At 60.4% G+C, this 21,222-nt stretch carries 28 protein-coding genes; 14 read left to right on the top strand and 14 right to left on the bottom strand.

The features are described 5' to 3' along the window. Nucleotides 1-260: 260 nt before the first annotated feature. From BFQ04_RS13185 to BFQ04_RS13170, 4 genes are all read right to left on the bottom strand, one after another. Nucleotides 261-1,172 carry an SDR family oxidoreductase gene (locus tag BFQ04_RS13185; RefSeq protein WP_065951206.1) on the bottom strand — a complete coding sequence of 304 codons (912 nt, stop codon included), beginning with the start codon at nt 1,170-1,172 and terminating at the stop codon, nt 261-263. A gap of 130 nt (nt 1,173-1,302) precedes the next feature. Next, nucleotides 1,303-2,205, bottom strand: coding sequence for an alpha/beta fold hydrolase (locus BFQ04_RS13180; protein WP_065951205.1), 903 nt, complete (start codon nt 2,203-2,205; stop codon nt 1,303-1,305). Next, complete coding sequence (locus BFQ04_RS13175; RefSeq protein WP_065951204.1) at nt 2,205-2,987, bottom strand: class II aldolase/adducin family protein; 783 nt, start codon at nt 2,985-2,987, stop codon at nt 2,205-2,207. The genes BFQ04_RS13180 and BFQ04_RS13175 overlap by 1 nt, the downstream gene beginning before the upstream one ends. A 202-nt stretch (nt 2,988-3,189) precedes the next feature. Then, complete coding sequence (locus BFQ04_RS13170; RefSeq protein WP_065951203.1) at nt 3,190-3,645, bottom strand: flavodoxin; 456 nt, start codon at nt 3,643-3,645, stop codon at nt 3,190-3,192. Between the two features lie 127 nt (nt 3,646-3,772). Between BFQ04_RS13170 and BFQ04_RS13165 the strand changes: the two genes are divergently transcribed. Together BFQ04_RS13165 and BFQ04_RS13160 are read left to right on the top strand one after the other, a co-directional pair. Continuing rightward, nucleotides 3,773-4,240, top strand: coding sequence for a PAS domain S-box protein (locus tag BFQ04_RS13165; RefSeq protein ID WP_065951202.1), 468 nt, complete (start codon nt 3,773-3,775; stop codon nt 4,238-4,240). A gap of 58 nt (nt 4,241-4,298) precedes the next feature. Beyond that, complete coding sequence (locus BFQ04_RS13160) at nt 4,299-4,904, top strand: hypothetical protein (protein ID WP_065951201.1); 606 nt, start codon at nt 4,299-4,301, stop codon at nt 4,902-4,904. 2 nt (nt 4,905-4,906) lie between these two features. Here the strand turns inward: BFQ04_RS13160 and BFQ04_RS13155 are convergent, their stop codons facing one another. Beyond that, nucleotides 4,907-5,857, bottom strand: a complete 951-nt coding sequence (locus BFQ04_RS13155) for a MerR family transcriptional regulator (RefSeq protein ID WP_371914503.1) — start codon at nt 5,855-5,857, stop codon at nt 4,907-4,909. A 218-nt stretch (nt 5,858-6,075) separates the two neighbouring features. Here BFQ04_RS13155 and BFQ04_RS13150 point away from each other — a divergent pair, with 218 nt between their 5' ends. From BFQ04_RS13150 to BFQ04_RS13120, 7 genes are all read left to right on the top strand, one after another. Further along, entirely contained in the window at nt 6,076-6,633 is a 558-nt protein-coding gene (locus BFQ04_RS13150) for an antibiotic biosynthesis monooxygenase (protein WP_065951199.1), read from the top strand. Between the two features lie 57 nt (nt 6,634-6,690). Beyond that, the gene (gene folM, locus BFQ04_RS13145) at nt 6,691-7,401 is read left to right on the top strand and encodes a dihydromonapterin reductase (protein WP_065951198.1); all 711 of its coding nucleotides are present in this window, start codon (nt 6,691-6,693) and stop codon (nt 7,399-7,401) included. A 20-nt stretch (nt 7,402-7,421) separates the two neighbouring features. Continuing rightward, nucleotides 7,422-7,982: a GTP cyclohydrolase I FolE gene (gene folE / locus BFQ04_RS13140; RefSeq protein WP_065951197.1), complete on the top strand. Its 561-nt coding sequence runs from the start codon at nt 7,422-7,424 to the stop codon at nt 7,980-7,982. A gap of 2 nt (nt 7,983-7,984) precedes the next feature. Then, a complete protein-coding gene (gene folX, locus BFQ04_RS13135) occupies nt 7,985-8,356 on the top strand; it encodes a dihydroneopterin triphosphate 2'-epimerase (protein ID WP_065951196.1) in 372 nt (123 codons plus the stop codon). A 125-nt stretch (nt 8,357-8,481) separates the two neighbouring features. Continuing rightward, the gene (locus BFQ04_RS13130) at nt 8,482-8,778 is read left to right on the top strand and encodes a DUF1244 domain-containing protein (protein ID WP_065951195.1); all 297 of its coding nucleotides are present in this window, start codon (nt 8,482-8,484) and stop codon (nt 8,776-8,778) included. Beyond that, on the top strand, nt 8,771-9,112 hold the full coding sequence (locus BFQ04_RS13125) for a HopJ type III effector protein (protein ID WP_065951194.1): 342 nt from the start codon (nt 8,771-8,773) through the stop codon (nt 9,110-9,112). Before BFQ04_RS13130 ends, BFQ04_RS13125 begins: the two co-directional genes overlap by 8 nt. A 60-nt stretch (nt 9,113-9,172) precedes the next feature. Next, a complete protein-coding gene (locus tag BFQ04_RS13120) occupies nt 9,173-9,355 on the top strand; it encodes a HopJ type III effector protein (protein WP_371914501.1) in 183 nt (60 codons plus the stop codon). Nucleotides 9,356-9,480: 125 nt separating this feature from the next. Here BFQ04_RS13120 and trxB read toward each other — a convergent pair whose 3' ends face one another. Beyond that, nucleotides 9,481-10,443 (bottom strand): thioredoxin-disulfide reductase, encoded by a 963-nt coding sequence (trxB, locus tag BFQ04_RS13115; protein WP_003194076.1) that lies wholly within the window; start codon nt 10,441-10,443, stop codon nt 9,481-9,483. Between the two features lie 282 nt (nt 10,444-10,725). On the opposite strand from trxB, the gene cysZ reads away from it, so the two are divergent. Together cysZ and BFQ04_RS13105 are read left to right on the top strand one after the other, a co-directional pair. Further along, nucleotides 10,726-11,490, top strand: a complete 765-nt coding sequence (gene cysZ / locus BFQ04_RS13110) for a sulfate transporter CysZ (protein WP_065951193.1) — start codon at nt 10,726-10,728, stop codon at nt 11,488-11,490. 54 nt (nt 11,491-11,544) lie between these two features. Beyond that, complete coding sequence (locus BFQ04_RS13105) at nt 11,545-12,747, top strand: glycosyltransferase family 4 protein (protein ID WP_065951192.1); 1,203 nt, start codon at nt 11,545-11,547, stop codon at nt 12,745-12,747. Here BFQ04_RS13105 and BFQ04_RS13100 read toward each other — a convergent pair. The 7 genes from BFQ04_RS13100 to rplU form a co-directional block, all read right to left on the bottom strand. Continuing rightward, entirely contained in the window at nt 12,716-13,819 is a 1,104-nt protein-coding gene (locus BFQ04_RS13100) for an NADH:flavin oxidoreductase (protein WP_065951191.1), read from the bottom strand. The genes BFQ04_RS13105 and BFQ04_RS13100 overlap by 32 nt on opposite strands. Nucleotides 13,820-14,038: 219 nt before the next feature. Continuing rightward, on the bottom strand, nt 14,039-14,521 hold the full coding sequence (locus BFQ04_RS13095; protein ID WP_065951190.1) for a glutathione peroxidase: 483 nt from the start codon (nt 14,519-14,521) through the stop codon (nt 14,039-14,041). Between the two features lie 101 nt (nt 14,522-14,622). After that, a complete protein-coding gene (locus BFQ04_RS13090; RefSeq protein ID WP_065951189.1) occupies nt 14,623-15,087 on the bottom strand; it encodes a CreA family protein in 465 nt (154 codons plus the stop codon). 15 nt (nt 15,088-15,102) lie between these two features. Beyond that, complete coding sequence (gene proB, locus BFQ04_RS13085; RefSeq protein WP_065951188.1) at nt 15,103-16,221, bottom strand: glutamate 5-kinase; 1,119 nt, start codon at nt 16,219-16,221, stop codon at nt 15,103-15,105. Between the two features lie 111 nt (nt 16,222-16,332). Next, on the bottom strand, nt 16,333-17,556 hold the full coding sequence (gene cgtA, locus BFQ04_RS13080; RefSeq protein ID WP_065883536.1) for an Obg family GTPase CgtA: 1,224 nt from the start codon (nt 17,554-17,556) through the stop codon (nt 16,333-16,335). Nucleotides 17,557-17,749: 193 nt separating this feature from the next. Next, complete coding sequence (gene rpmA / locus BFQ04_RS13075; RefSeq protein WP_003176049.1) at nt 17,750-18,007, bottom strand: 50S ribosomal protein L27; 258 nt, start codon at nt 18,005-18,007, stop codon at nt 17,750-17,752. Nucleotides 18,008-18,041: 34 nt separating this feature from the next. Then, nucleotides 18,042-18,356, bottom strand: coding sequence for a 50S ribosomal protein L21 (gene rplU, locus BFQ04_RS13070; RefSeq protein ID WP_003176051.1), 315 nt, complete (start codon nt 18,354-18,356; stop codon nt 18,042-18,044). A gap of 239 nt (nt 18,357-18,595) precedes the next feature. On the opposite strand from rplU, the gene BFQ04_RS13065 reads away from it, so the two are divergent. From BFQ04_RS13065 to BFQ04_RS13055, 3 genes are all read left to right on the top strand, one after another. Beyond that, a complete protein-coding gene (locus tag BFQ04_RS13065) occupies nt 18,596-19,564 on the top strand; it encodes a polyprenyl synthetase family protein (RefSeq protein WP_057724030.1) in 969 nt (322 codons plus the stop codon). Nucleotides 19,565-19,758: 194 nt separating this feature from the next. Beyond that, the gene (locus tag BFQ04_RS13060) at nt 19,759-20,100 is read left to right on the top strand and encodes a zinc ribbon domain-containing protein YjdM (RefSeq protein WP_005791320.1); all 342 of its coding nucleotides are present in this window, start codon (nt 19,759-19,761) and stop codon (nt 20,098-20,100) included. Between the two features lie 158 nt (nt 20,101-20,258). Beyond that, on the top strand, nt 20,259-20,516 hold the full coding sequence (locus BFQ04_RS13055; RefSeq protein WP_003194088.1) for a PA4570 family protein: 258 nt from the start codon (nt 20,259-20,261) through the stop codon (nt 20,514-20,516). Between the two features lie 63 nt (nt 20,517-20,579). Here the strand turns inward: BFQ04_RS13055 and BFQ04_RS13050 are convergent, their stop codons facing one another. Beyond that, entirely contained in the window at nt 20,580-21,197 is a 618-nt protein-coding gene (locus tag BFQ04_RS13050; protein ID WP_065951187.1) for an FKBP-type peptidyl-prolyl cis-trans isomerase, read from the bottom strand. Between the last annotated feature and the right edge of the window lie 25 nt (nt 21,198-21,222).

The following is a 21,222-nucleotide window of genomic DNA, read 5'->3' as shown; positions in this document are numbered from 1 at the left end:
TATTACTCATTCTGTTACAACCGACTATTCTTACCTCGCTCTCAGGGCAAACAGCCCGCTCCCGAGTGGGGGAGAAAAGCTCGAATTCAACCGATTGTGACTACTTTCAATCTGTTACCCGTGTTCACTGACGTTGATTTATCGCTCCTTGATCCAACGTCTTACTTCGGCCGCTGCCTATGCAGCGGCCTTTTTTATGCCTCGAATAAAAACGGGGCGTCGTCGACGCCCCGTGGGATTCACCATTTTTATGGCAACGATCAGAGGCTGAACTTCTGTAAGTTGGCCATCATCTCTTTCAGCGCCTCGATATTGTCCCCGGGGTGCGCCGCGCCGTCGAAGTCGCAGATTTGCTGCCAGTGTGCCGCCACGTCATCCGGCGAAAAGCCCGCTTCGGGATCGAAGCCCATGCCCAGGCTGCGCTCCCAGCGGGTCTTGCCGATCCAGCCGCCGCCCACCTCGAACAGGCCGGAGGTTTCCTGACAGGCTTCGCTGCCCAGGTACACCACCAACGGGCTGACCAGTTCCGGCTTGAGGCGCTCGAACACCTGCGGCGGGATCAGCCCTTCAGTCATGCGCGTGCCGCCGGTGGGCGCAATCGCGTTGACCAGGATGTTGTGCTTGCGCCCTTCCAGCGCCAGGGTTCGGGTCAAGCCATACAGGCCGAGCTTGGCCATGCCGTAGTTGGACTGGCCGAAGTTGCCGTAGATGCCCGAGGTGGACGCGGTGAAGATCACCCGGCCATAACCCTGCTCGCGCAGATGCGGCCAGGCGGCGCGGGTGACTTTGTAGGCGCCTTCGACATGCACCCGGTAAACCAGGTCCCAATCGCTGTCGTCCATTTTGTGGAAAGTCTTGTCACGCAGGATGCCGGCATTGTTCACCACCACATCGATACGGCCGAACGCGTCCAACGCGTTCTGCACGATTTTGTCGCCGTCGGTGACGGAATCATGGTTGGCTTCGGCAGTGCCGCCGGCGTCGCGGATTTCGGCCACCACCCGGTCGGCCGCCGAGGCATTGGCGCCTTCGCCCTGGGTCGAACCACCGAGGTCATTGACCAGTACTTTGGCCCCGTGCCGGGCGAACAGCAGCGCATGGGCCCGGCCCAATCCACCGCCGGCACCGGTGACGATCACGACCTTATCCTGCAACTGCACTGACTGATTCATACCCAACTCCTCTGGCGAAAATGGCAATGGCCAGAGTGTCGGGCACAGCACCTTGGGTCACAATAAATACGGGCAACGCTGAATGGTGCTCGATAAGGCAGCGGGATGATGCGTTACGCAGACACCAGACTCAGGAGTAAGCCGCACGCGTCGACTGCTGGCCAATACGCTCACGAAACGCCTGGTAATGCCTGAGCACCTGGACCGGCACCTCGATCTGCGGGTAATGGCCGATGCCGGCCAGCGATACCGTATCGGCATGCGGCACCAGCTGGTGGTAGCGCTCCACCATATGCGCGCCGGAAATGGGATCGACCTCACCGTCGATGACGCGCAACGGCACGTCGTCGCGTTGCATCGCTGCCACCCAGCGGTCGCGCAGGCGACGGCGCTGAGGGATATAGCTGATCAACTTGTGCAGGATGCGCGTGCCATCATTGCGTTCAATCAGGCTCCAGAAATCATCCAGGGCGCTTTCGCTGGGCCGCGTCCGTGGGCCAAAGATCTGGTTGAAACTGTTGGCCAGGCCGCTTCTCCCAGAGGCTCGGCCGATCATCCAGCCCAAAGGGCTGAGCAATAACTTCTGCACCAACGTTGCACGATGGGTTTCGGGGAACAGCCCACCGTTGAGAAACACACAACTGGCCATCTGAAACCGGCCTTCATAATGTCGGGCCAGCAGTTCCTGGGCCACGCTGTCGCCATAGTCGTGGGCCAATACATGCACCGGCTTGACGACCTGCAGGTGTTCAAGCAGCGCCTGCTGCAGGTCCGCTTGCTCCAGCAGGCAGTACCCATGATCCAGCGGTTTGGCCGAGTCGCCAAAACCGAGCATGTCGCAGGCAATCACCAGATTGCGCTGGGCCAGCGGCTGCCACAGGTAATGCCAATCCCAACTGGCCGTGGGAAAGCCGTGAATCAACAGCAGCGGCTCGCCTTGCCCGGCCACCCAATAACGAATGGTGTGACCGCGGAAGACGAAGTCCTGGCCGCGTTTGCGCCAGACGCTGAGTGGTATTTCGGCAAGTGGCATCAGCTTTTATACCCGGGGTCCTGGTGATCCAATCTGCGCAGCAGCGCCGGCCAGGCCAGCGCACCGCCCATACCTTGGGCACTTTTTGTGACAGCCGCCACCATCGCCTTGGCGCCGGCCAGAATCTGCGGCTCGATGGCAATCAACTCGGCCGCGCCGTTCTGCGCCAGCACCTGGATGTCACAGGCACGCTGGAACGTGAACATCATCAGAAAGGTATCGGCGATGGTGGCGCCGCACGTCAGCAAGCCATGGTTGTGCAGCATCAGAAAATTGTTTTCACCCAGGTCCGCCTGCAGGCGTGCCTTTTCATCGTGATTGAGGGCCACACCTTCATAGGCGTGATAGGCAAGGCTGGACAGCACAAACAGCGATTGCTGGCTGATCGGCAGCACGCCCTGCCGTTGCGCAGACACCGCGACGCCGGCGGCGGTGTGGGTGTGCAGCACACAGCTCACGTCGTGGCGTATTTCGTGGATGGCGCTGTGGATGGTGTAGCCCGCGGGGTTGATCTCGTAGGGACTGGCCATGCGTTTGTTGCCGGCCTGGTCCACCTTGACCAGGCTCGAGGCGGTGATCTCGTGGAACATCAGCCCATAGGGGTTGATCAGGAAATCATCGGTGCCCGGCACCTTGGCCGAAATATGCGTGAAAATCAGATCGTCCCAGCCATGCATCGCCACCAGGCGATAGCAGGCCGCCAGGTCGATACGCGTCTGCCATTCGGCCGCACTGACCTGGTCTTTGACATTCTGTGGCGATGAAACCGGGGCTAGACTCACGATGTTGACCTCCTTGGCGCACTTATTATTGTTTTTTAAGTGATGGGCCAGTCTAGTCAGACGCCCTGGCTTGCGGAGTTGCCTTCGCAGCCAGCTTGATGACTGAACGAGTCAGTCTAGAGAATAGTACAAATCGGTGTCAGAGAAGCGCCGTCAATAAAAGCACGCTGGACAGTGTGCCCGCAGTTGCCGCGCCCACTTGCTACGGTTGCAGGGCCGTCACAAACTCGGCCAACCACGGCTCGGCGTCGCTCTCCGGGGTCACGCTTTCGCTGGCGTCCAGGCGCAGCATCGGCAGCACTTCGCGAACGCCTAACTCACCGAACAATTCGCGCAGTTGCTCGCCGCCGCCGCAGAAGGTGTCGCCGTAGCTGGCGTCGCCCAGGCCAATGACCGCACCGGGCAGGCCGCGCCAGGCGGCCGGCAGTTGGTCGCGAATACTCGAATACAGCGGCTGCAGGTTGTCGGGTAACTCGCCCATGCCGGTGGTCGATGTGACCGCCAGGAACGCCTCGGGGGCGAAGGCCTGCACGTCCGCCAGCGTGGCGCGCGGATCGTGCCAGGCGTCAAAACCCGCAGCTTTGAGGATGTCCCGGGCGTGGCGGGCGACTTCTTCTGCCGTGCCGTAGACCGAGCCGGAAAGGATGGCGACTTTCATCAATCTGATCCTGTCATTGAACGAAAGCGTAGAATATTAGCAGTTGCACCGTGGTTTCAGGGCGAGCCGTGCAACATTCAGGATTTGCCATAAACTTGCACCATCAGAACAAGCCATGGAACGCTCAATGATTAACGCCAAGTTGCTGCAGATGGTTGTCAATGCGTCCAACGACGGCATCGTCGTTGCCGAACGCGAGGGCGAAGAGAAGCCGCTGATCTACGTCAACCCCGCGTTCGAACGGCTGACCGGCTATACCCTGGACGAGATTCTCTATCAGGATTGCCGCTTCCTGCAGTCGGGCGATCGTGACCAGCCGGCCCTGATGGCGATCCGCGAGGCGCTTGACAGTGGCGGCGCCTGCCGAGAGATCGTGCGCAACTACCGCAAAGACGGCACGCACTTCTGGAACGAGCTCTCGGTGTCGACGGTGTACAACGCGGCCGACCAGCAGACGTATTTCGTCGGCGTGCAAAAAGACGTCACCCTTCAGGTCAAAGCACAGCAACGCGTGGCTCAGTTGGAAACCCAGGTAGCCGAGCTTAAAGCCGAGCTGGCGGCGCTCAAGTCGAACAGCCAAGTTAACAAGCTGTAACAAATGCGTTCTTTAGAGCGATAATGGCCTTTTAATGCCCAACCTTTGAGCTATATCAATGCGCCGCGATGCTCTATTGACTCAGGACGAGCTGGATTTTATCCAGAACATGCAGCACAACCCGCAGCTCAACCTGCGGGACGCATGGTCGAGCCTGACGGTTAATGGCGGTGCACAGATTCGCGATCTGCTGACCCGGTTGGCCGCTCATGATCAAGTCACCATCCAGGCGCAGTTCGACAATCAGCAGCTCACCTTCCCTCTGCACCTGGTCGAGGATGAGTTTCATGCGGTGCATCTTCGGCTGGGCGTGCCGAGTATTTTTGAAGACGGACCGATGATTCGCCCATGGCGCCTGGCCCTTGAAGCGCCGGTGGCCCTGGAGAACATCAAGGGCTCCGCCAGCGCGCTGTGGGTGCATGAAGTGTCATTCAAAGGTGTGCTCGTAGAAGGGCGTGGCCGAGCCAGGCCGCCGAAATCCTTCTCGTTGTGGTTCAGCCCGTCCGGTTACGAACGCATTGCGCTGCGCGGCACGCTGGAGCGGGAAACCGCCCGGGGATTGTTCGCCTACCGCCTGAATCAGAGTGACGCGGATGAAATCGAGCGCCTGCGCCAGTTCATCCTGCACCAGCATCGTCTGGTGCATCCGCATGTACATGCCTGAGATCAGGTATGCAGGCCGCCACTGAGAAACTGCTGCAGACGCTGGCGCATCTGGCGCCCTTCGCTGCCCAGGCAACCGATGGGAGTACCGGCCAGATCGGCCTGCAACAGCTGCGATGCAGCGCCTGCGAGAAACAGCGGGCAATTGAGGGTCAATGCCAGGCGGTTCAAACGCGCTTTCAGGTCCTGCTTGTGTGAATGGTTGGAGAAAATCACCAACGCCTGGGGGCGGATCTTTTCACAGACCAGGGTCAACTCATCGACCGGCTGGCCCAGGCCCAGTACCTTCACGGTCAAACCCTCCCCGCTCATCAGCAGCGCCGCCACCAACAGCTCCAGTTTTCGGCACTCACCAGGCATAGCGCTGAGTAACACGCGGGGCGCCGGCGACGCGCTCGCTATCTGCAGGCGCAGGAACGTCTGCACCCGAAGGAAGGCGTCGAAAAACAGCCACTCACTGGCCTGACCGAAACGGCCCTGATGGCGCAGCAAGTCGTTCCACAGCGGCATCAGGATGTCCTGGAACGCGACGTTCAGGGGATAGGCCGAGAAAATCTGGCCATAAACGTTTTCCAACTGGCGATCGTCGAAAGCACTGATGGCCTGCAGCAGTCGAGCCCGCCACTGCGGCCACTCGCTGTCTTCAACCGCGTCGCGCTCGGCACGAATCGCGTCGGCCTGTTGAGCGTCACGGGCCAGAAGCCTGCCTACCTTGCTCACCGCGACGCCACGTTCAGTCCACTCGATAATACGACTGACTGTCTCGATATCGGCCCTGGAGTACAGGCGGTGCCCACTTTCGGTGCGTACGGGCAGGATCAGCCCGTAACGCCGCTCCCACGCCCGCAGAGTGACGGGATTGACGCCTGTCAATCTCGCCACTTCCCGAATGGGGAAGCGTTGCTCCGAATCAATCGATTCCAGCTGCAAAGTGCTATCAGTCGGTGCAGTAATCACGGGGTTCTGACAAAAAGACAACGGAAATGGGATCCCATTTAACGCACTTAAACCTGTCTTTTTCAAGGCCCTCGGACTTCGGACCAACGTCACTGGCGTATTTTCGCAAAACAGGAATAATCCTTGCCTGTTTTTTCAGCGCAGTGGCAATACCCGCCACTGCGCTCGTGCGCCGCCTACCCGGTCAAGCGCATCCGTTTATCTGGAGATACACAATGTCTACCTCCCCCGTCACCTTGATGGTTGCGCGCCGTGTGGCCAAAGGTCGCTACGAAGAACTGATGGCCTGGCTGCGCGAAGGCGAGCAATTGGCCACGGACTTTCCCGGTTACCTGGGCTCGGGCGTGCTCGCACCGCCCCCCCATGATGATGAATTCCAGATCATCTTCCGCTTCGCCGATGAAAAGACCCTGCATGCCTGGGAGTTTTCCGCGTCGCGCAGTGCCTGGCTGAGCCGTGGCAGCGAGCTGTTCGCCGACCCGTCCGAACATCGCGTGAGCGGCATCGATGGCTGGTTCGGTGCCGTGGGCGCACGTCCGCCGCGCTGGAAACAGGCGGTGGCGATCTGGCTGGCGTTTTTTCCGGTGTCACTGTTGTTCAACTTCGGCCTGGCCCCCTTGCTCGGCGAGCTGGACCTGTTCAGCCGGGTGCTGGTCAGCACCTTGGCGCTCACACCGCTGATGGTTTACTTCTTTATCCCGTTATCGACTCATCTGCTGGCGAACTGGCTGCATCCGACGCCGTCGCGCAAGACCGGCGAAGCCGCCGCCTGAGTACAGGGGAGACGGGTCGCTGGTATAGTTTGCATCTGCCAGCGACTCGAGCCTCCCATGACTGCAACCAATGCCCCGATCCTGATCACCGGTGCCGGCCAGCGTGTCGGCCTGTATTGCGCCGAGCGCCTGCTGGACGAAGGGCAACCGGTGATCTTCAGCTACCGCAGCGAACGTCCAGGTGTGCAGCAACTGCGCGAACGCGGCGCGGTCGGTGTATTTGCCGATTTCTCCAGCGAGACGGGTATTCTGGCGTTTATCGCTGAGCTGAAGACGCAGACCAACGCGCTGCGCGCGATCATCCACAATGCCTCGGCCTGGGTCGAGGAAACCCCGGGCGACGAAAGCCGTGCCTTTATCGACATGTTCAGCGTGCACATGCTTGCGCCGTACCTGATCAACCTGCATTGTTCACCCCTGCTGCAGCGCTCGACGCCGGCCGACATCGTACATATCAGCGACGATGTGGTGCGCAAGGGCAGCCGTCAGCACATCGCCTATTGCGCCACCAAGGCCGGGCTCGACAGCCTCACGCTGTCGTTTGCCGCGCAGTTCGCGCCTTTGATCAAGGTCAACGGCATCGCGCCGGCCATGGTGATGTTCAATGAAGGCGACGACGCGGCCTATCGCGCCAGGGTTCTGGCCAAGTCGGCACTGGGTATCGAGCCCGGGCCGCAGGTGATCTACCAGAGCGTGCGTTACCTGCTGGACAACCCCTATGTCACCGGGACCACCCTGACCGTCAACGGCGGGCGGCACATCAAGTAAGCCGTTTGTGAGGATGTTGTATGACTTTGTCCCTGCCCCACCATTACCGCGAGATCCTCAAGGGCCTGGGTGAAGACCCTGGGCGCGAAGGCCTGCTCGATACGCCCAAGCGCGCCGCCAAGGCGATGCAGTATCTGTGTCATGGCTACGAGCAGAACCTGCAGGAAATCGTCAACGGCGCATTGTTCGCCTCTGACAATGACGAGATGGTGATCCTAAAGGACATCGAGTTGTACTCGCTGTGCGAGCACCACCTGCTGCCCTTTATCGGCAAGGCCCATGTGGCCTATATTCCGACCGGCAAGGTGCTGGGCCTGTCGAAACTGGCGCGCATCGTCGACATGTTCGCGCGGCGCCTGCAGATCCAGGAAAACCTCACCCGGCAGATCGCCGACGCCATCCAGGACGTGACCCAGGCCGCCGGCGTGGCGGTGGTGATCGAAGCCAGGCATATGTGCATGATGATGCGCGGCGTGGAAAAACAGAATTCAACCATGAACACCTCGGTGATGCTCGGCGCGTTTCGCGAATCGAACACCACGCGCATGGAGTTCCTGCAACTGATTGGACGGAGCAAGTAGCAATGCCACAACTTCAACCAGGCATGGCGCGCATCCGCGTCAAGGACCTGCGCCTGCGCACCTTTATCGGCATCAACGAGGACGAAATCCTCAACAAGCAGGATGTGCTGATCAACCTCACGGTCCTGTATGCGGCCCAGGAAGCCGTGCGCGATAATGACATCGACCATGCCTTGAATTACCGCACCATCACCAAGGCGATCATCGCCCACGTCGAAGGCAATCGTTTTGCCCTGCTCGAGCGCCTGACCCAGGAACTGCTGGACCTGGTGATGAGCAACGAATCGGTGCTGTATGCCGAAGTCGAAGTGGACAAGCCCCACGCGCTGCGCTTTGCCGAGTCGGTGTCGATTACGTTAGCTGCAAGTCGTTAGCTGTAAGTCGTTAGCTGTAAGTCGTTAGCTTCAAGCTTCAAGCTGCAAGCTTCAAGCTAGAAGCTAGACGCGTTCCAACTTGCAGCTTGAAGCTTACCCGCTTGAAACTATCTCAGAGAGATTCCATGACCGACCAACAACGTCTCGAACTCGAAGCCGCCGCCTTCCGTCGGCTGGTAGCACACCTGGACAGCCGCAAGGATGTACAGAACATCGACCTGATGAACCTGGCCGGCTTCTGCCGCAACTGCCTGTCCAAGTGGTACAAGGCCGAGGCCGATGAGCGCCGGATCGAGTTGAGCCTCGATGACGCCCGTGAAGTGGTGTACGGCATGCCGTACGCACAGTGGAAAGCCCAATACCAGCAAGAAGCCAGTGCCGACCAGCAAGCGGCGTTTGCCAAAGGAAAACCCCATGACTGACCTGAACACCCTGCGCGCCCGCCTCAACAGCGGCGAGCACGCTTTTGCCGATACCCTGGCCTTTGTTGCCGAAGGTTACGACTATCAGCCGCAAGCCTTCACCAACGGCGATGTGGAAAATGCCGCCGGCCAGAACGAAGGGTCGTGCAAGACCCTGGGGTTGGCGTTGCTGGAAGGGTTGAGCGATCAGGAAGCGTTGCTGGCGTTTGGCGAGCATTACCGTGCGGTGATGGCGACGCCTGAAGGCAGTGACCACGGGAATATCCGCGCGTTGATTGCCCATGGTCTGGCCGGTGTGAAATTCACCGCACAGCCACTGACCCGCAAATCCTGAGTCAGACGCGGATCAAAATGTGGGAGGGGGCTTGCCCCCTCCCACATTTGTTTTGCCGCGTTGCTTAGTTCGTGCAAGAGCCTGAGATTGGCGTTGCAGGAAGGGTTGCTGGCGTTTGGCGAGCATTACCGTGCGCGGGTGGCGACGCCTGAAGGCAGTGACCATGGGAATATCCGCGCGTTGATCGCCCATGGTCTGGCAGGCGTGAAATTCACCGCACAGCCACTGACCCGCAAATCCTGAGTCAGACGCGGATCAAAATGTGGGAGGGGGCTTGCCCCCGATAGCAGTGTGTCAGTCAGTACATCTGGTACTGAACCACCGCAATCGGGGGCAAGCCCCCTCCCACATTTGTTTTGCAGGGTTGCTTAGAACGAGGCGTCTTTCAAACCGTCGAGGTAACGCTCGGCATCCAGGGCCGCCATGCAACCGGCGCCGGCCGAGGTGATGGCCTGGCGGTACACGTGGTCAGCCACGTCACCGGCAGCGAAGATACCTTCGATGTTGGTAGCCGTTGCATTGCCTTCACGGCCGCCCTGCACCACCAGGTAACCGTCTTTGGCTTCCAGCACGCCTTCGAACAACGACGTGTTCGGGGTGTGGCCGATGGCAATGAATACACCGTCGACTTTCAACTCGTCGAAGCTGCCGTCGTTGTTCTTCAGGCGAGCGCCGGTCACGCCCATGTTGTCACCCAGGACTTCGTCCAGCGTGGCGTTGAGCTTGAGGATGATCTTGCCTTCAGCGACACGGGCGTGCAGCTTGTCGATCAGGATCTTCTCGGCGCGGAAGGTTTCGCGGCGGTGCACCAGGGTCACGGTGCTGGCGATGTTGGCCAGGTACAGCGCCTCTTCCACAGCGGTGTTGCCGCCACCGACCACCGCCACCGGCTTGTTGCGATAGAAGAAACCGTCGCAGGTCGCGCAGGCGGAAACGCCCTTGCCCATGAACGCCTCTTCCGAGGGCAGGCCCAGGTAACGAGCGCTGGCGCCGGTGGCGATGATCAAGGCGTCACAGGTGTACACGCCGCTGTCGCCCGTCAGGCTGTAAGGCTTCTTGGAGAAATCGACCTTGTTGATGTGGTCGAACACGATCTCGGTTTCAAAGCGCTCGGCGTGTTCTTTCATACGCTCCATCAGCACCGGGCCGGTCAGGCCATGGACATCGCCCGGCCAGTTGTCGACTTCAGTGGTGGTGGTCAACTGACCGCCCGCCTGCATGCCGGTGATCAGCAGCGGCTTGAGGTTGGCCCGGGCAGCGTAGACGGCAGCGCTGTAACCGGCAGGGCCGGAACCGAGAATAATCACTCGCGAATGACGGGTATCAGACATGACTCACTCCTATCGACCGTCCGCACAACAAGACGGCTGGAATAAAAAAGGGACCACGAAGCACTTGGGGAAGGCTTGAACTCGCAGGCCCTGAAAATAATGGGTGCAGCGTATCGAGGGGGGCAAGATTAAGGAAATACGCAATAACAATCCAGCTCATAGGTGGTCTCTATGCAGTCGGCTCGGCCAATCGAGGTGATTGTTACCGCTGATGTCGCCGCTTTCCCCCGGAATACAAAGCCGGTAAGGTCGGCCCGTTCGTCACTATGCTCGGAGTTTTCCATGCCCGCCCCCGCTCTTTCCGGCCCGCAATACCTGCGCGAAGGCCTCAAACTGGTGCTGAGCCCCGGCCTGCGCCTGTTTGTGCTGCTGCCGCTGGCGATCAACCTGCTGCTGTTTGTGGGATTGATCTATTTTGCCGGGCACCAGTTCAGCTTATGGGTTGACCACCTGATGCCCACCCTGCCGAGTTGGCTGAGCTTTCTGAATTACCTGTTATGGCCTTTATTTGTCGCTCTGGTGGTGCTGATGGTGTTCTTCACCTTCACCATGCTCGCCAACATCATCGCGGCGCCGTTCAATGGCTTTCTATCGGAGAAAGTCGAAGTGGTGGTGCGTGGCACCGACGACTTCCCCGCGTTCAGCTGGGCCGAATTGATCGCCATGGTCCCGCGCACCCTGGCCCGGGAAATGCGCAAGCTGGGCTATTTCCTGCCGCGGGCTGTCGGCCTGTTCATCCTGTCGTTCATTCCAGTGGTCAACCTGATTGCCGCGCCGTTGTGGCTGCTGTTCGGCGTGTGGATGATGGCGATCCAATACATCGACTACCCGGCCGACAACCACAAGCTGGGCTGGAACGAAATGCTCGCCTGGCTGCGCCAGAAACGCTGGCAGAGCATGAGCTTCGGCGGCATCGTCTACCTGGTGCTGCTGGTGCCGGTGGTCAACCTGCTGATGATGCCGGCGGCGGTCGCCGGGGCCACGTTGTTCTGGGTGCGCGAGCAAGGTGCCGAGGCAATGGCGGGCCAGCAGGTAGCCCGGTCATAAATCCATCATCCCGGTGACACAATGACGACATGGCCCGCAGCGACACTGTGGGTCATGACGACAGCCTCGCTTCACATCACCCTGATCACCGAAACCTTCCCGCCGGAAATCAACGGGGTGGCCAACACCCTTGGCCGCCTGTGCGACGGTTTGCGCGCGCGCGGCCATCAAATCGAACTGGTGCGCCCGCGCCAGGGTGCCGACCAGAGCCGGCCGAGTGACGATGAGTTGCTGCTGTGCCGTGGCTGGCCGCTGCCCGGGTATCCAGGCCTGCAATGGGGCCAATCGTCGATGCACAAGCTGCTGCGACGCTGGACCCGTCAGCGTCCGGATGTGTTGTACATCGCAACCGAGGGGCCGCTGGGCCTGTCGGCGTTACGCGCCGCGCGACGCCTGGGAATCAGTGTGGTCAGCGGCTTCCACACCAACTTTCAACAGTATTCGAACCAGTACGGCTTGAGCCTGTTGAGTCGCCTGGTCACCCATTATCTGCGCTGGTTTCATAACCGGTCGACCTTGACGCTGGTTCCCAGCGCGAGTCAACGCCTTGAGTTGGAACGTCGGCATTTCGAGCGTCTTGGGCTGCTGTCCCGGGGAGTCGATAGCCGCCTGTTCCACCCGGCGAAACGCGACTACAGCCTGCGCGAAAGTTGGGGGTTGGAGAGCGACGATATTGTGGTGCTGCACGTAGGACGCCTCGCCCAAGAGAAAAATCTGGGGCTGCTCAAACGCTGTTTCGATGCTTTGCAGAGCACTTACCCCTCGCGGCGGCTGAAGCTGGTCATTGTCGGCGACGGCCCGCAGCGCGGCCTCTTGCAGCGCGACTTGCCCGAAGCAGTGTTCTGCGGCGCCCAGCGCGGCGAGGAGCTGGCACGGCATTACGCCTCGGGCGATCTGTTCCTGTTTCCCAGCCTGACCGAAACGTTCGGCAATGTGGTGCTGGAAGCCATGGCGTCCGGGCTGGGTGTGGTGGCGTACGACCAGGCGGCCGCCACCCAGCATGTTCGCCACGGCTACAATGGGGTACTGGCGATGCCTGGGGATGAGAACGCATTTTGCGATGCGGCCGTGTGGCTGCTGGAGGAACGCGAGACCTTACGCCGAGCACGTTTGAATGCCCGACAACATGCCAGCCGTCAGGGGTGGCCGGCCATCATCGAGCAGTTCGAGCGTCAGTTACGCGGTGCGTGCAATGACGGGCAACCGGCCCCCGTCTTGTCGCCGCTTACACCAGGCTCGTCAACGCCTCACGACTGAAGGGCAGAATATCCGCCTCACGCCCCTCGCGTACCTTCACTGCCCAATCCGGGTCCACCAGCAGCGCACGGCCCACGGCGACCAGATCGAACTCATCGTTATTCAAGCGTTCCAGCAGTTTCTCGAGGCTGGCCGGCTGCGCGACTTTGTCGGTATTGACCATGAACTGCAGGAATTCGCCGTCCAGGCCGACACTGCCCACGGTAATCGTCGGCTTGCCCGTCAACTGGCGGGTCCAGCCGGCCAGGTTGAGGTCGGAACCTTCGAACTCCGGTTCCCAGAACCGGCGCGTGGAGCAGTGGAAAATATCCACGCCGGCGTCGGACAACGGCTTGAGGAATTCACCCAACGCCTCGGGCGTTTGCACCAGGCGCGCCGTGTAGTCCTGCTGCTTCCACTGGGAAAAACGCAAGATGATCGGAAAATCCGGGCCAACCGCCGCGCGGGTAGCCTGGATCAGTTCGATGGCGAAACGTGACCGATTGGCCAGGCTGCCGCCGTATTCGTCGGTGCGCTGGTTGCTGCCTTCCCAGAAGAACTGGTCGACCAGATAGCCGTGGGCGCCGTGGATTTCCACACCGTCCATGCCGATGCGCTGGGCATCTCTGGCCGCCTGGGCGAAGGCATTGATCACGTCCTGGATGTCCTGGGTGGTCATGCCGTGGACAACGACGCTGCCCTCCTTGAGTTTTTCCATCGGGCCATAGGCAGGCACGCTGGCGTCAGGTTCGGTCCCGATACGGCGCACACTGCCCACATGCCACAACTGCGGAACAATCTTGCCGCCTTCGGCGTGCACCGCATCCACCACTTTCTTCCAGCCGGCCAACGCCGCTTCGCCGTAGAAGTGTGGAACGTTGGGGTAGCCGTTGGAGGCTTGATGCCCCACCACTGTGCCTTCGGTGATGATCAGCCCCACACCGGCGGCGGCGCGGCGGCGGTAGTACTCGATAACCTTGGAATTGGGTACACCGCCGGGTGAAAACGAACGCGTCATGGGCGCCATCACCACGCGGGTCGACAGTTGCAGTGCACCGAGCTGAAAAGGTTTGAACAAGGCTTGGGCGGGCATGGAGCACTCCACATGAGGCGAATTTATGATGTGGATAATATGCACGCCAAAGCTTGCTGGGTAGCACTATTGATCTGAGTGATTAAGGCGATAAAAACAACCGAATACCTGTAGGAGCGAGCTTGCTCGCGAAGAGCCGGAGGGCAGCGCGTAAATCCAGAGTGTACGCGTCACCGTTGGCGATTTTCGCGAGCAGGCTCGCTCCTACAGAGGGGGGATTCAGGCCAGGGCTTTTTCGATGGCCTGAACGATTGAAGGATCTTCCGGCGGCGTACGCGGCGAGAAGCGCGCAAGCACACGGCCATCTTTGCCGAGCAGGAACTTCTCGAAATTCCAGGTGATATCCCCGGGAAATTCGGCGCCCTCGCCCGCCAGCAGGCGGTACAGCTGGTGACGATCAGGGCCATTCACCTCAAGCTTGCTGCCCAGGGGGAACGTCACCCCGTAATTGAGGCTGCAGAATGCCTGGATCTCCTGCTCGGTACCCGGCTCCTGGCCTGCAAACTGATTGCAGGGAAGGCCCAGCACGGTGAAACCCTGATCCTTGTATTGCTGGTAGAGGTTTTCCAGGGCCGCATACTGCGGGGTCAGACCGCATTTGGAGGCGACGTTGACCACCAGTACGACGTGGCCCTTCAAGGGCGCCAGCGGCAGCTCTTGTCCGTCCAACGCTTTGAGTTTCAGGTCGTGGAAAGCACTCATGACGAACTCCAGATATCCCATGTTCTTCGCATTGCGGCCGTTCGAGATTACAGACCACAGGCCTGCAATCATAGATGCCTATTGAAAAACTCGCCCGCCGGTTACTGAGCGGTTGGCCATGGCAAAATCGGGATCGCCGTCACCGCGTTCTGCGGGCTGCCTTCGATCAGGCGGTCGCTGTAGACCAGATACACCAGGGTATTGCGCTTCTTGTCGAGGAAACGCACCACCTGCATGGTCTTGAACACCAGCGAGGTGCGCTCCTTGAACACTTCGTCGCCGTCCTTGAGCTCGCCCTTGAAGTGGATCGGGCCCACCTGGCGACAGGCGATCGAGGCTTCGGCGCGGTCTTCGGCCAGGCCCAGGCCACCTTTCACGCCGCCGGTCTTGGCGCGCGACAGGTAACACGTCACGCCGTCGACCTTGGGGTCATCGAATGCTTCGACGACGATCCGGTCATTGGGGCCGACAATCTTGAACACCGTCGACACCTGGCCAACTTCTTCGGCCGAGGCCAGCAGTGGCATGGCCAACAGCAGGCCGAGTAATCCCTTCACTAAACGCATCGTGTATTCCTTTGGTTAAACCAGGATCAGGTTGTCGCGGTGAACCAGTTCCGGCTCGGCCATGTAACCCAAGAGTCCGACAATCGCGTCGGACGATTGTCCAATAATCTTCTGCGCTTCCAGGGCACTGTAGTTCGCCAGGCCGCGGGCGATCTCACGACCGTCCGGCGCCACGCAGACCACCATCTCGCCTCGGCGGAAGCTGCCTTGCACCCGCTTGACGCCCACCGGCAGCAAGCTCTTGTTACCCTGGGACAGCGCCGATACCGCGCCTTCGTCCAGCACCAGGGTGCCACGGGTTTGCAGGTGCCCGGCCAGCCACTGCTTGCGCGCCGCCAGCATGCCACGCTCCGGCGACAGCAGCGTACCGATGCGCTCGCCCGCCTTGAGGCGATCCAGCACGCGCTCCAGGCGCCCACCGACGATGATGGTGTGGGCGCCGGAACGCGCGGCCAGGCGCGCGGCGCGCAACTTGGTCTGCATGCCGCCACGGCCCAGGGCACCGCCGACGCTGCCGGCCACGGCGTCCAGCGCCGGGTCATCGGCCCGGGCTTCGTAGATAAGCTGGGCGTCGGGATTGTTGCGCGGGTCAGCGTCGAACATGCCGTCGCGGTCGGTGAGGATCACCAGCAGGTCGGCTTCCACCAGGTTGGCTACCAGCGCCGCGAGGGTGTCGTTGTCGCCGAAACGGATTTCGTCGGTGACCACGGTGTCGTTCTCGTTGATCACCGGGATGACCTTGAGCTCCACCAACGCACGCAAGGTACTGCGGGCGTTGAGGTAGCGCTTGCGGTCGGACAGGTCGTCATGGGTCAGCAGGATCTGCGCCGTGTGGCGGCCGTGCTCGGCAAAGCTGGACTCCCAGGCTTGCACCAGGCCCATCTGGCCGATGGCGGCGGCGGCTTGCAGTTCGTGCATCGCGCTGGGTCGCGCGGTCCAGCCGAGGCGGCTCATCCCGGCGGCAACCGCCCCGGACGAGACCAGCACCAACTCGACACCGGCCTCATGCAAGGCCACCATCTGCTCGACCCAGACGCTCATGGCTGCACGGTCCAGCCCCTTGCCATCCGCTGTCAGCAACGCACTGCCGATCTTCACGACCCAGCGCTGCGCACCTGTCACTTTGCTCCGCATCATCTTCAACCTTAGAGTGAGGGCCGCGCGACCCAGCGCCGCCCATAACGTTATACCCGGATACCAAAACGCCGCTCTATAAGGAGCGGCGTTCAAGTTTATCGCAACGAATCAGTCGCGCACGTAAATGATTTCCGGACCGTCTTCGTCATCCACGTCTTCTTCGTCCCAATCATCGTCACCGATGTCGTGCACCGACTTCACGCCGCTGCGGCGCAGGGCGCGCTGGTCGTCCAGGGCTTGCAGCTGGGCGCGGGCTTCGTCTTCGATCTGCTGGTCGAGTTCGGCCAGCTCGGCCTTGAACACCGGGTCGGCCGCCAGGCGGTCGGCGCGGTCTTCCAGGTAGCGCATGATGTCGCGGGTCAGGCGCTCGGTGCCTTCTTTGGCGATGGCCGAGATCACATAGACCGGACCTTCCCACTCCAGGCGGTCGACGATTTCCTTGACGCGCTCTTCGTGCTCTTCTTCAAGGATCTGGTCGCACTTGTTCAGCACCAGCCAACGGTCACGCTCGGCCAGGGCCGGGCTGAACTTGGTCAGCTCGCTGACGATCACTTCGGCGGCGTCGGCTGCACTGGTGTCATCCAGTGGCGCCATGTCGACGAGGTGCAGCAGCAAACGGGTGCGCGACAAGTGCTTGAGGAAGCGAATCCCCAGGCCTGCGCCGTCGGAAGCACCTTCGATCAGGCCTGGGATGTCGGCGATCACAAAGCTCTTCCAGCGGTCGACGCTGACCACGCCCAGGTTCGGCACCAGGGTGGTGAACGGGTAGTCGGCAACTTTCGGCTTGGCGGCCGAGACCGAGCGAATGAAGGTACTTTTGCCGGCGTTCGGCAGGCCCAGCAGGCCTACGTCGGCGAGTACTTTCATTTCCAGCTTGAGGTCGCGCTGCTCGCCCGGCTTGCCTGGGGTGGTCTGGCGCGGTGCACGGTTGGTGCTGGACTTGAATCGGGTGTTACCCAGACCGTGCCAGCCGCCCTGCACCACCATCAGCTTCTGGCCGGCCTTGGTCAGGTCGCCGATCACTTCCTGGGTAGCGGAGTCGATAATCGTGGTACCGACCGGTACGCGCAGTACCAGGTCTTCGCCTTTTTTACCGGTGCAGTCGGTGCTGCCGCCGTTGGAGCCACGCTCGGCATCAAAGTGCCGGGTGTAACGGTAGTCGACCAGGGTGTTGAGGTTTTCGTCGGCCATCATGTAGATGGAACCGCCGTCACCGCCGTCACCGCCGTTTGGGCCACCGTTTTCAATGAACTTCTCGCGACGGAAACTCATGCAACCGTTACCGCCGTCGCCTGCTTTTACTCGGATGGAAACTTCATCAACGAACTTCATAACAAAACGCCTCTCGCCGCACGGACGAGCTTAAGAAACCAAGACATAAGACTCTTGCAAAAATGAGCGCAGCGACCTCAATCAGCGACCGCAAATCCAGCCCCGGAGCCCATCACAAACAGCTTTGCAAGAGACTCACCCCATAAACGAAAAAGCCCCGTCGCGAGACAGGGCTTTTCCAGCGATCGCGCAATTAAGCGGCGACAACGCTCACGTAACGGCGGTTGAACGCGCCTTTTACTTCAAACTTGATCACGCCTTCGATTTTAGCGAAGAGGGTGTGATCCTTACCCATGCCAACACCGTAACCGGCGTGGAATTGGGTGCCGCGCTGACGCACGATGATGTTGCCCGGAATGATTTTCTGGCCGCCATACATCTTCACGCCAAGGCGTTTGGCTTCTGAGTCGCGACCGTTACGGGTACTACCACCAGCTTTTTTGTGTGCCATGAGTCAATTCTCCTAGTGAGGAATTAGGCTGAAATTAAGCCTGAATACCGGTGATTTTGATCTCGGTGTACCACTGGCGGTGGCCCATACGCTTCATGTGGTGCTTACGACGACGGAACTTGATGATGCGGACTTTATCGTGACGACCTTGGGAGATCACTTCAGCCACAACGGTAGCGCCAGCAACAACTGGAGCGCCGATGTTCACGTCATCGCCATTGGCGACCAACAGAACGCGATCAAACGTCACGGATTCGCCAGTGGCGATTTCCAGTTTTTCGATCTTCAGGTATTCACCTGGGGCGACTTTGTATTGCTTGCCACCAGTAACAATTACTGCGTACGACATGGTATTTCTCCGATAATCCTGCTCACCCAGCGCTTTATAAGAAGAGGTATTGGCTGGCATGGCTGCATGGGATGGACGTCCCGAATGCAATTGCGTAAGGCAGGTGCTGCCCAGGAAGTTCAGGGTGCGCGATTGTACGCAAGGTAAAGGGGTGTTGCAAGGGGCCGTCTATCGCGCCTTGACACTGCGGGGTCAGGGTCCTAGCATGCCGCGCAACCCTTCTGGAGCGACTGTCGCTGATGCAACCCCAAGCTTTCTACCGCGCGGTCGCGGACGATTTTAGCGCCGTCGACGGCATCATCAAGCAGCAGCTGACGTCAAAAGTGCCGCTGGTCTCCAAAATTGGCGACTACATTACGTCGGCCGGCGGTAAGCGTCTGCGTCCTTTATTAGTGTTGCTGTGCGGCAAGGCCCTGGGCCGCGAAGGCGATGACCTGCGCCTGCTGGCCGCCACCATCGAATTCCTGCACACCGCCACCCTGCTGCATGACGACGTGGTCGACATGTCCGGCATGCGCCGTGGCCGCGAGACCGCCAATGCCATGTGGGGCAACGCGCCGAGTGTACTGGTGGGCGACTTCCTGTACTCGCGCTCGTTCGAAATGATGGTTGAACTGGGCTCGATGCCGGTGATGAAGATTCTTTCACAGGCCACGCGCATCATCGCCGAAGGCGAAGTGCTGCAGCTGTCGAAGGTCCGCGACGCCAGCACCACCGAAGAAACCTACATGGAAGTGATTCGCGGCAAGACCGCGATGCTCTTCGAAGCCTCCACCCACAGCGCCGCGGCACTGTGCGGCGCCACCGCCGAACAGGCCGAAGCCCTGCGCACCTTTGGCGACCACCTGGGCGTGGCGTTCCAACTGGTGGACGACCTGCTCGACTACAAGGGCGACGCCGAGACCCTGGGCAAGAACGTCGGTGACGACCTGGCCGAGGGCAAGCCGACCCTGCCGCTGATCTACACCATGCGCGAAGGCACGCCGGAGCAGGCTGCACTGGTGCGCAAGGCGATCCAGAAAGGCGGGATCGAAGACCTGGAGGCTATCCGTGCCGCCGTGGAGGCGTCGGGCTCGCTGGAATACACCGCACAACTGGCGCGTGACTACGTGGCCCGTGCGATCAAGTGCCTGGAAGCCTTGCCCGCCAGCGAATACCGGGATGCCCTGGTTGAGCTGAGTGAGTTTGCGGTCGCCCGCACTCACTAAAATCACCAGCGACGCAGGACAATGTGGGAGGGGGCTCGCCCCCGATAGCAGCAGGTCAGCCAACGTATAAGGTGGCTGACACGCCGCAATCGGGGGCAAGCCCCCTCCCACATTTGGATGTCATACAGCCTGCAAGACCACAAAACCCTATATAATGTGCGACTTTTAGCCATCCTGACTCCCAAGGAGCTTTAGTGAGCACGTTGCCACCCTGCCCGAAATGCAATTCCGAATACACCTACGAAGACGGCACCCAGTTGGTCTGCCCGGAATGCGCCCATGAATGGTCCGCCAATGGCGAGGCCGAAGTCGCGGGCGATGAAACCGTGAAGAAAGACTCTGTGGGCAACGTCCTGCAGGACGGCGACACCATCACCGTGATCAAGGACCTCAAGGTCAAGGGCACCTCCCTGGTGGTCAAGGTCGGCACCAAGGTCAAGAATATCCGCCTGTGCGACGGCGACCACGATATCGACTGCAAGATTGACGGCATCGGTCCGATGAAGCTCAAGTCCGAGTTCGTGCGCAAAGTCTGAATCTGCTGCATCCATCCCGCGCCCGCCGCGGGATGGCGCTTGGCCCTCCTGTTGACCTGTCTCAAATACCCACACAAAAAAATCGCAAACCGCCAATAGATACTTGCTATTCTACGAATAAGAATTATTCTCATTGAAACCCATCAAGGAGAACGACCATGACTTATTTGATAGATGCCTGGCTGGACCGCCCCCATCCTTACCTGCGGATCCTGCATCGGGAAACCGGCGAAGTCTGTGCGGTGCTTGAAGAAGAAGCGCTGAATGAACTGCAGGACCAGGGCGACCTGGACGTGAATGGCCTGAGCTCCAGTGAGCCTGGTGTGCTGAAGGAAGTGGTAAGGAATCTGTTTTTGTTCTGCTATGCCCGAGCGTTGCGCCCGGCGACGGAGCTTAATGGCAAGTTCCATCCATGAAGAAACCGGCAAATCCCTGTTGGGGCGAACGTGTTCGCCCCAACAGGTAATCAACAACAGGTCTTACAGAACGTCGAGCAGCTCGACGTCGAATACCAGAACACTGTGCGGAGGAATGCTGCCAACACCTTGCGCGCCGTAAGCCAGTTCGCTCGGCACGTACAGGCGCCATTTGCTGCCGGCATTCATCAGTTGCAGGGCTTCGGTCCAGCCGGCGATCACGCCGCCGACCGGGAATTCTGCAGGCTGACCGCGCTCGTAGGAGCTGTCGAACACAGTGCCGTCGATCAGCGTGCCGTGGTAGTGAGTGCGCACTTGATCTTCACGGGTTGGCTTGGCGCCATCACCGGCAGTCAATACTTCAAATTGCAGGCCGGAAGCCAGTGTGGTGATGCCGTCACGCTTGGCGTTTTCAGCCAGGAATGCCAGGCCCGCGCCTGCTGCGGCTTCAGCCTTGGCAGCGGCTTCGGCCTGCATGATTTCGCGGATCACTTTGAAGCTGGCCGCCATCTGTTCCTGGTCAACACGGCTTGGCTTGCCGCCGAACGCGTCGGTCAGGCCGGCCAGGATCGCATCGAGGCTGACGCCCGGCGGTGGGTTGTCGCGCAGTTGGTCGCCCAACTGACGGCCGATACCGTAGCTGACGCGGGTTTCGTCGGTGGACAGATTAACTTCGGACATGAAGAGGCTCCGCTGTAGGACAACG

Source organism: Pseudomonas sp. 37 R 15, assembly GCF_900004865.1.
In the GTDB taxonomy this organism is placed as follows: domain Bacteria; phylum Pseudomonadota; class Gammaproteobacteria; order Pseudomonadales; family Pseudomonadaceae; genus Aquipseudomonas; species Aquipseudomonas fluorescens_AM.
The sequence above is the reverse complement of the archived record's forward strand: the minus strand, read 5'-3'. Positions and strand labels throughout refer to the sequence as shown.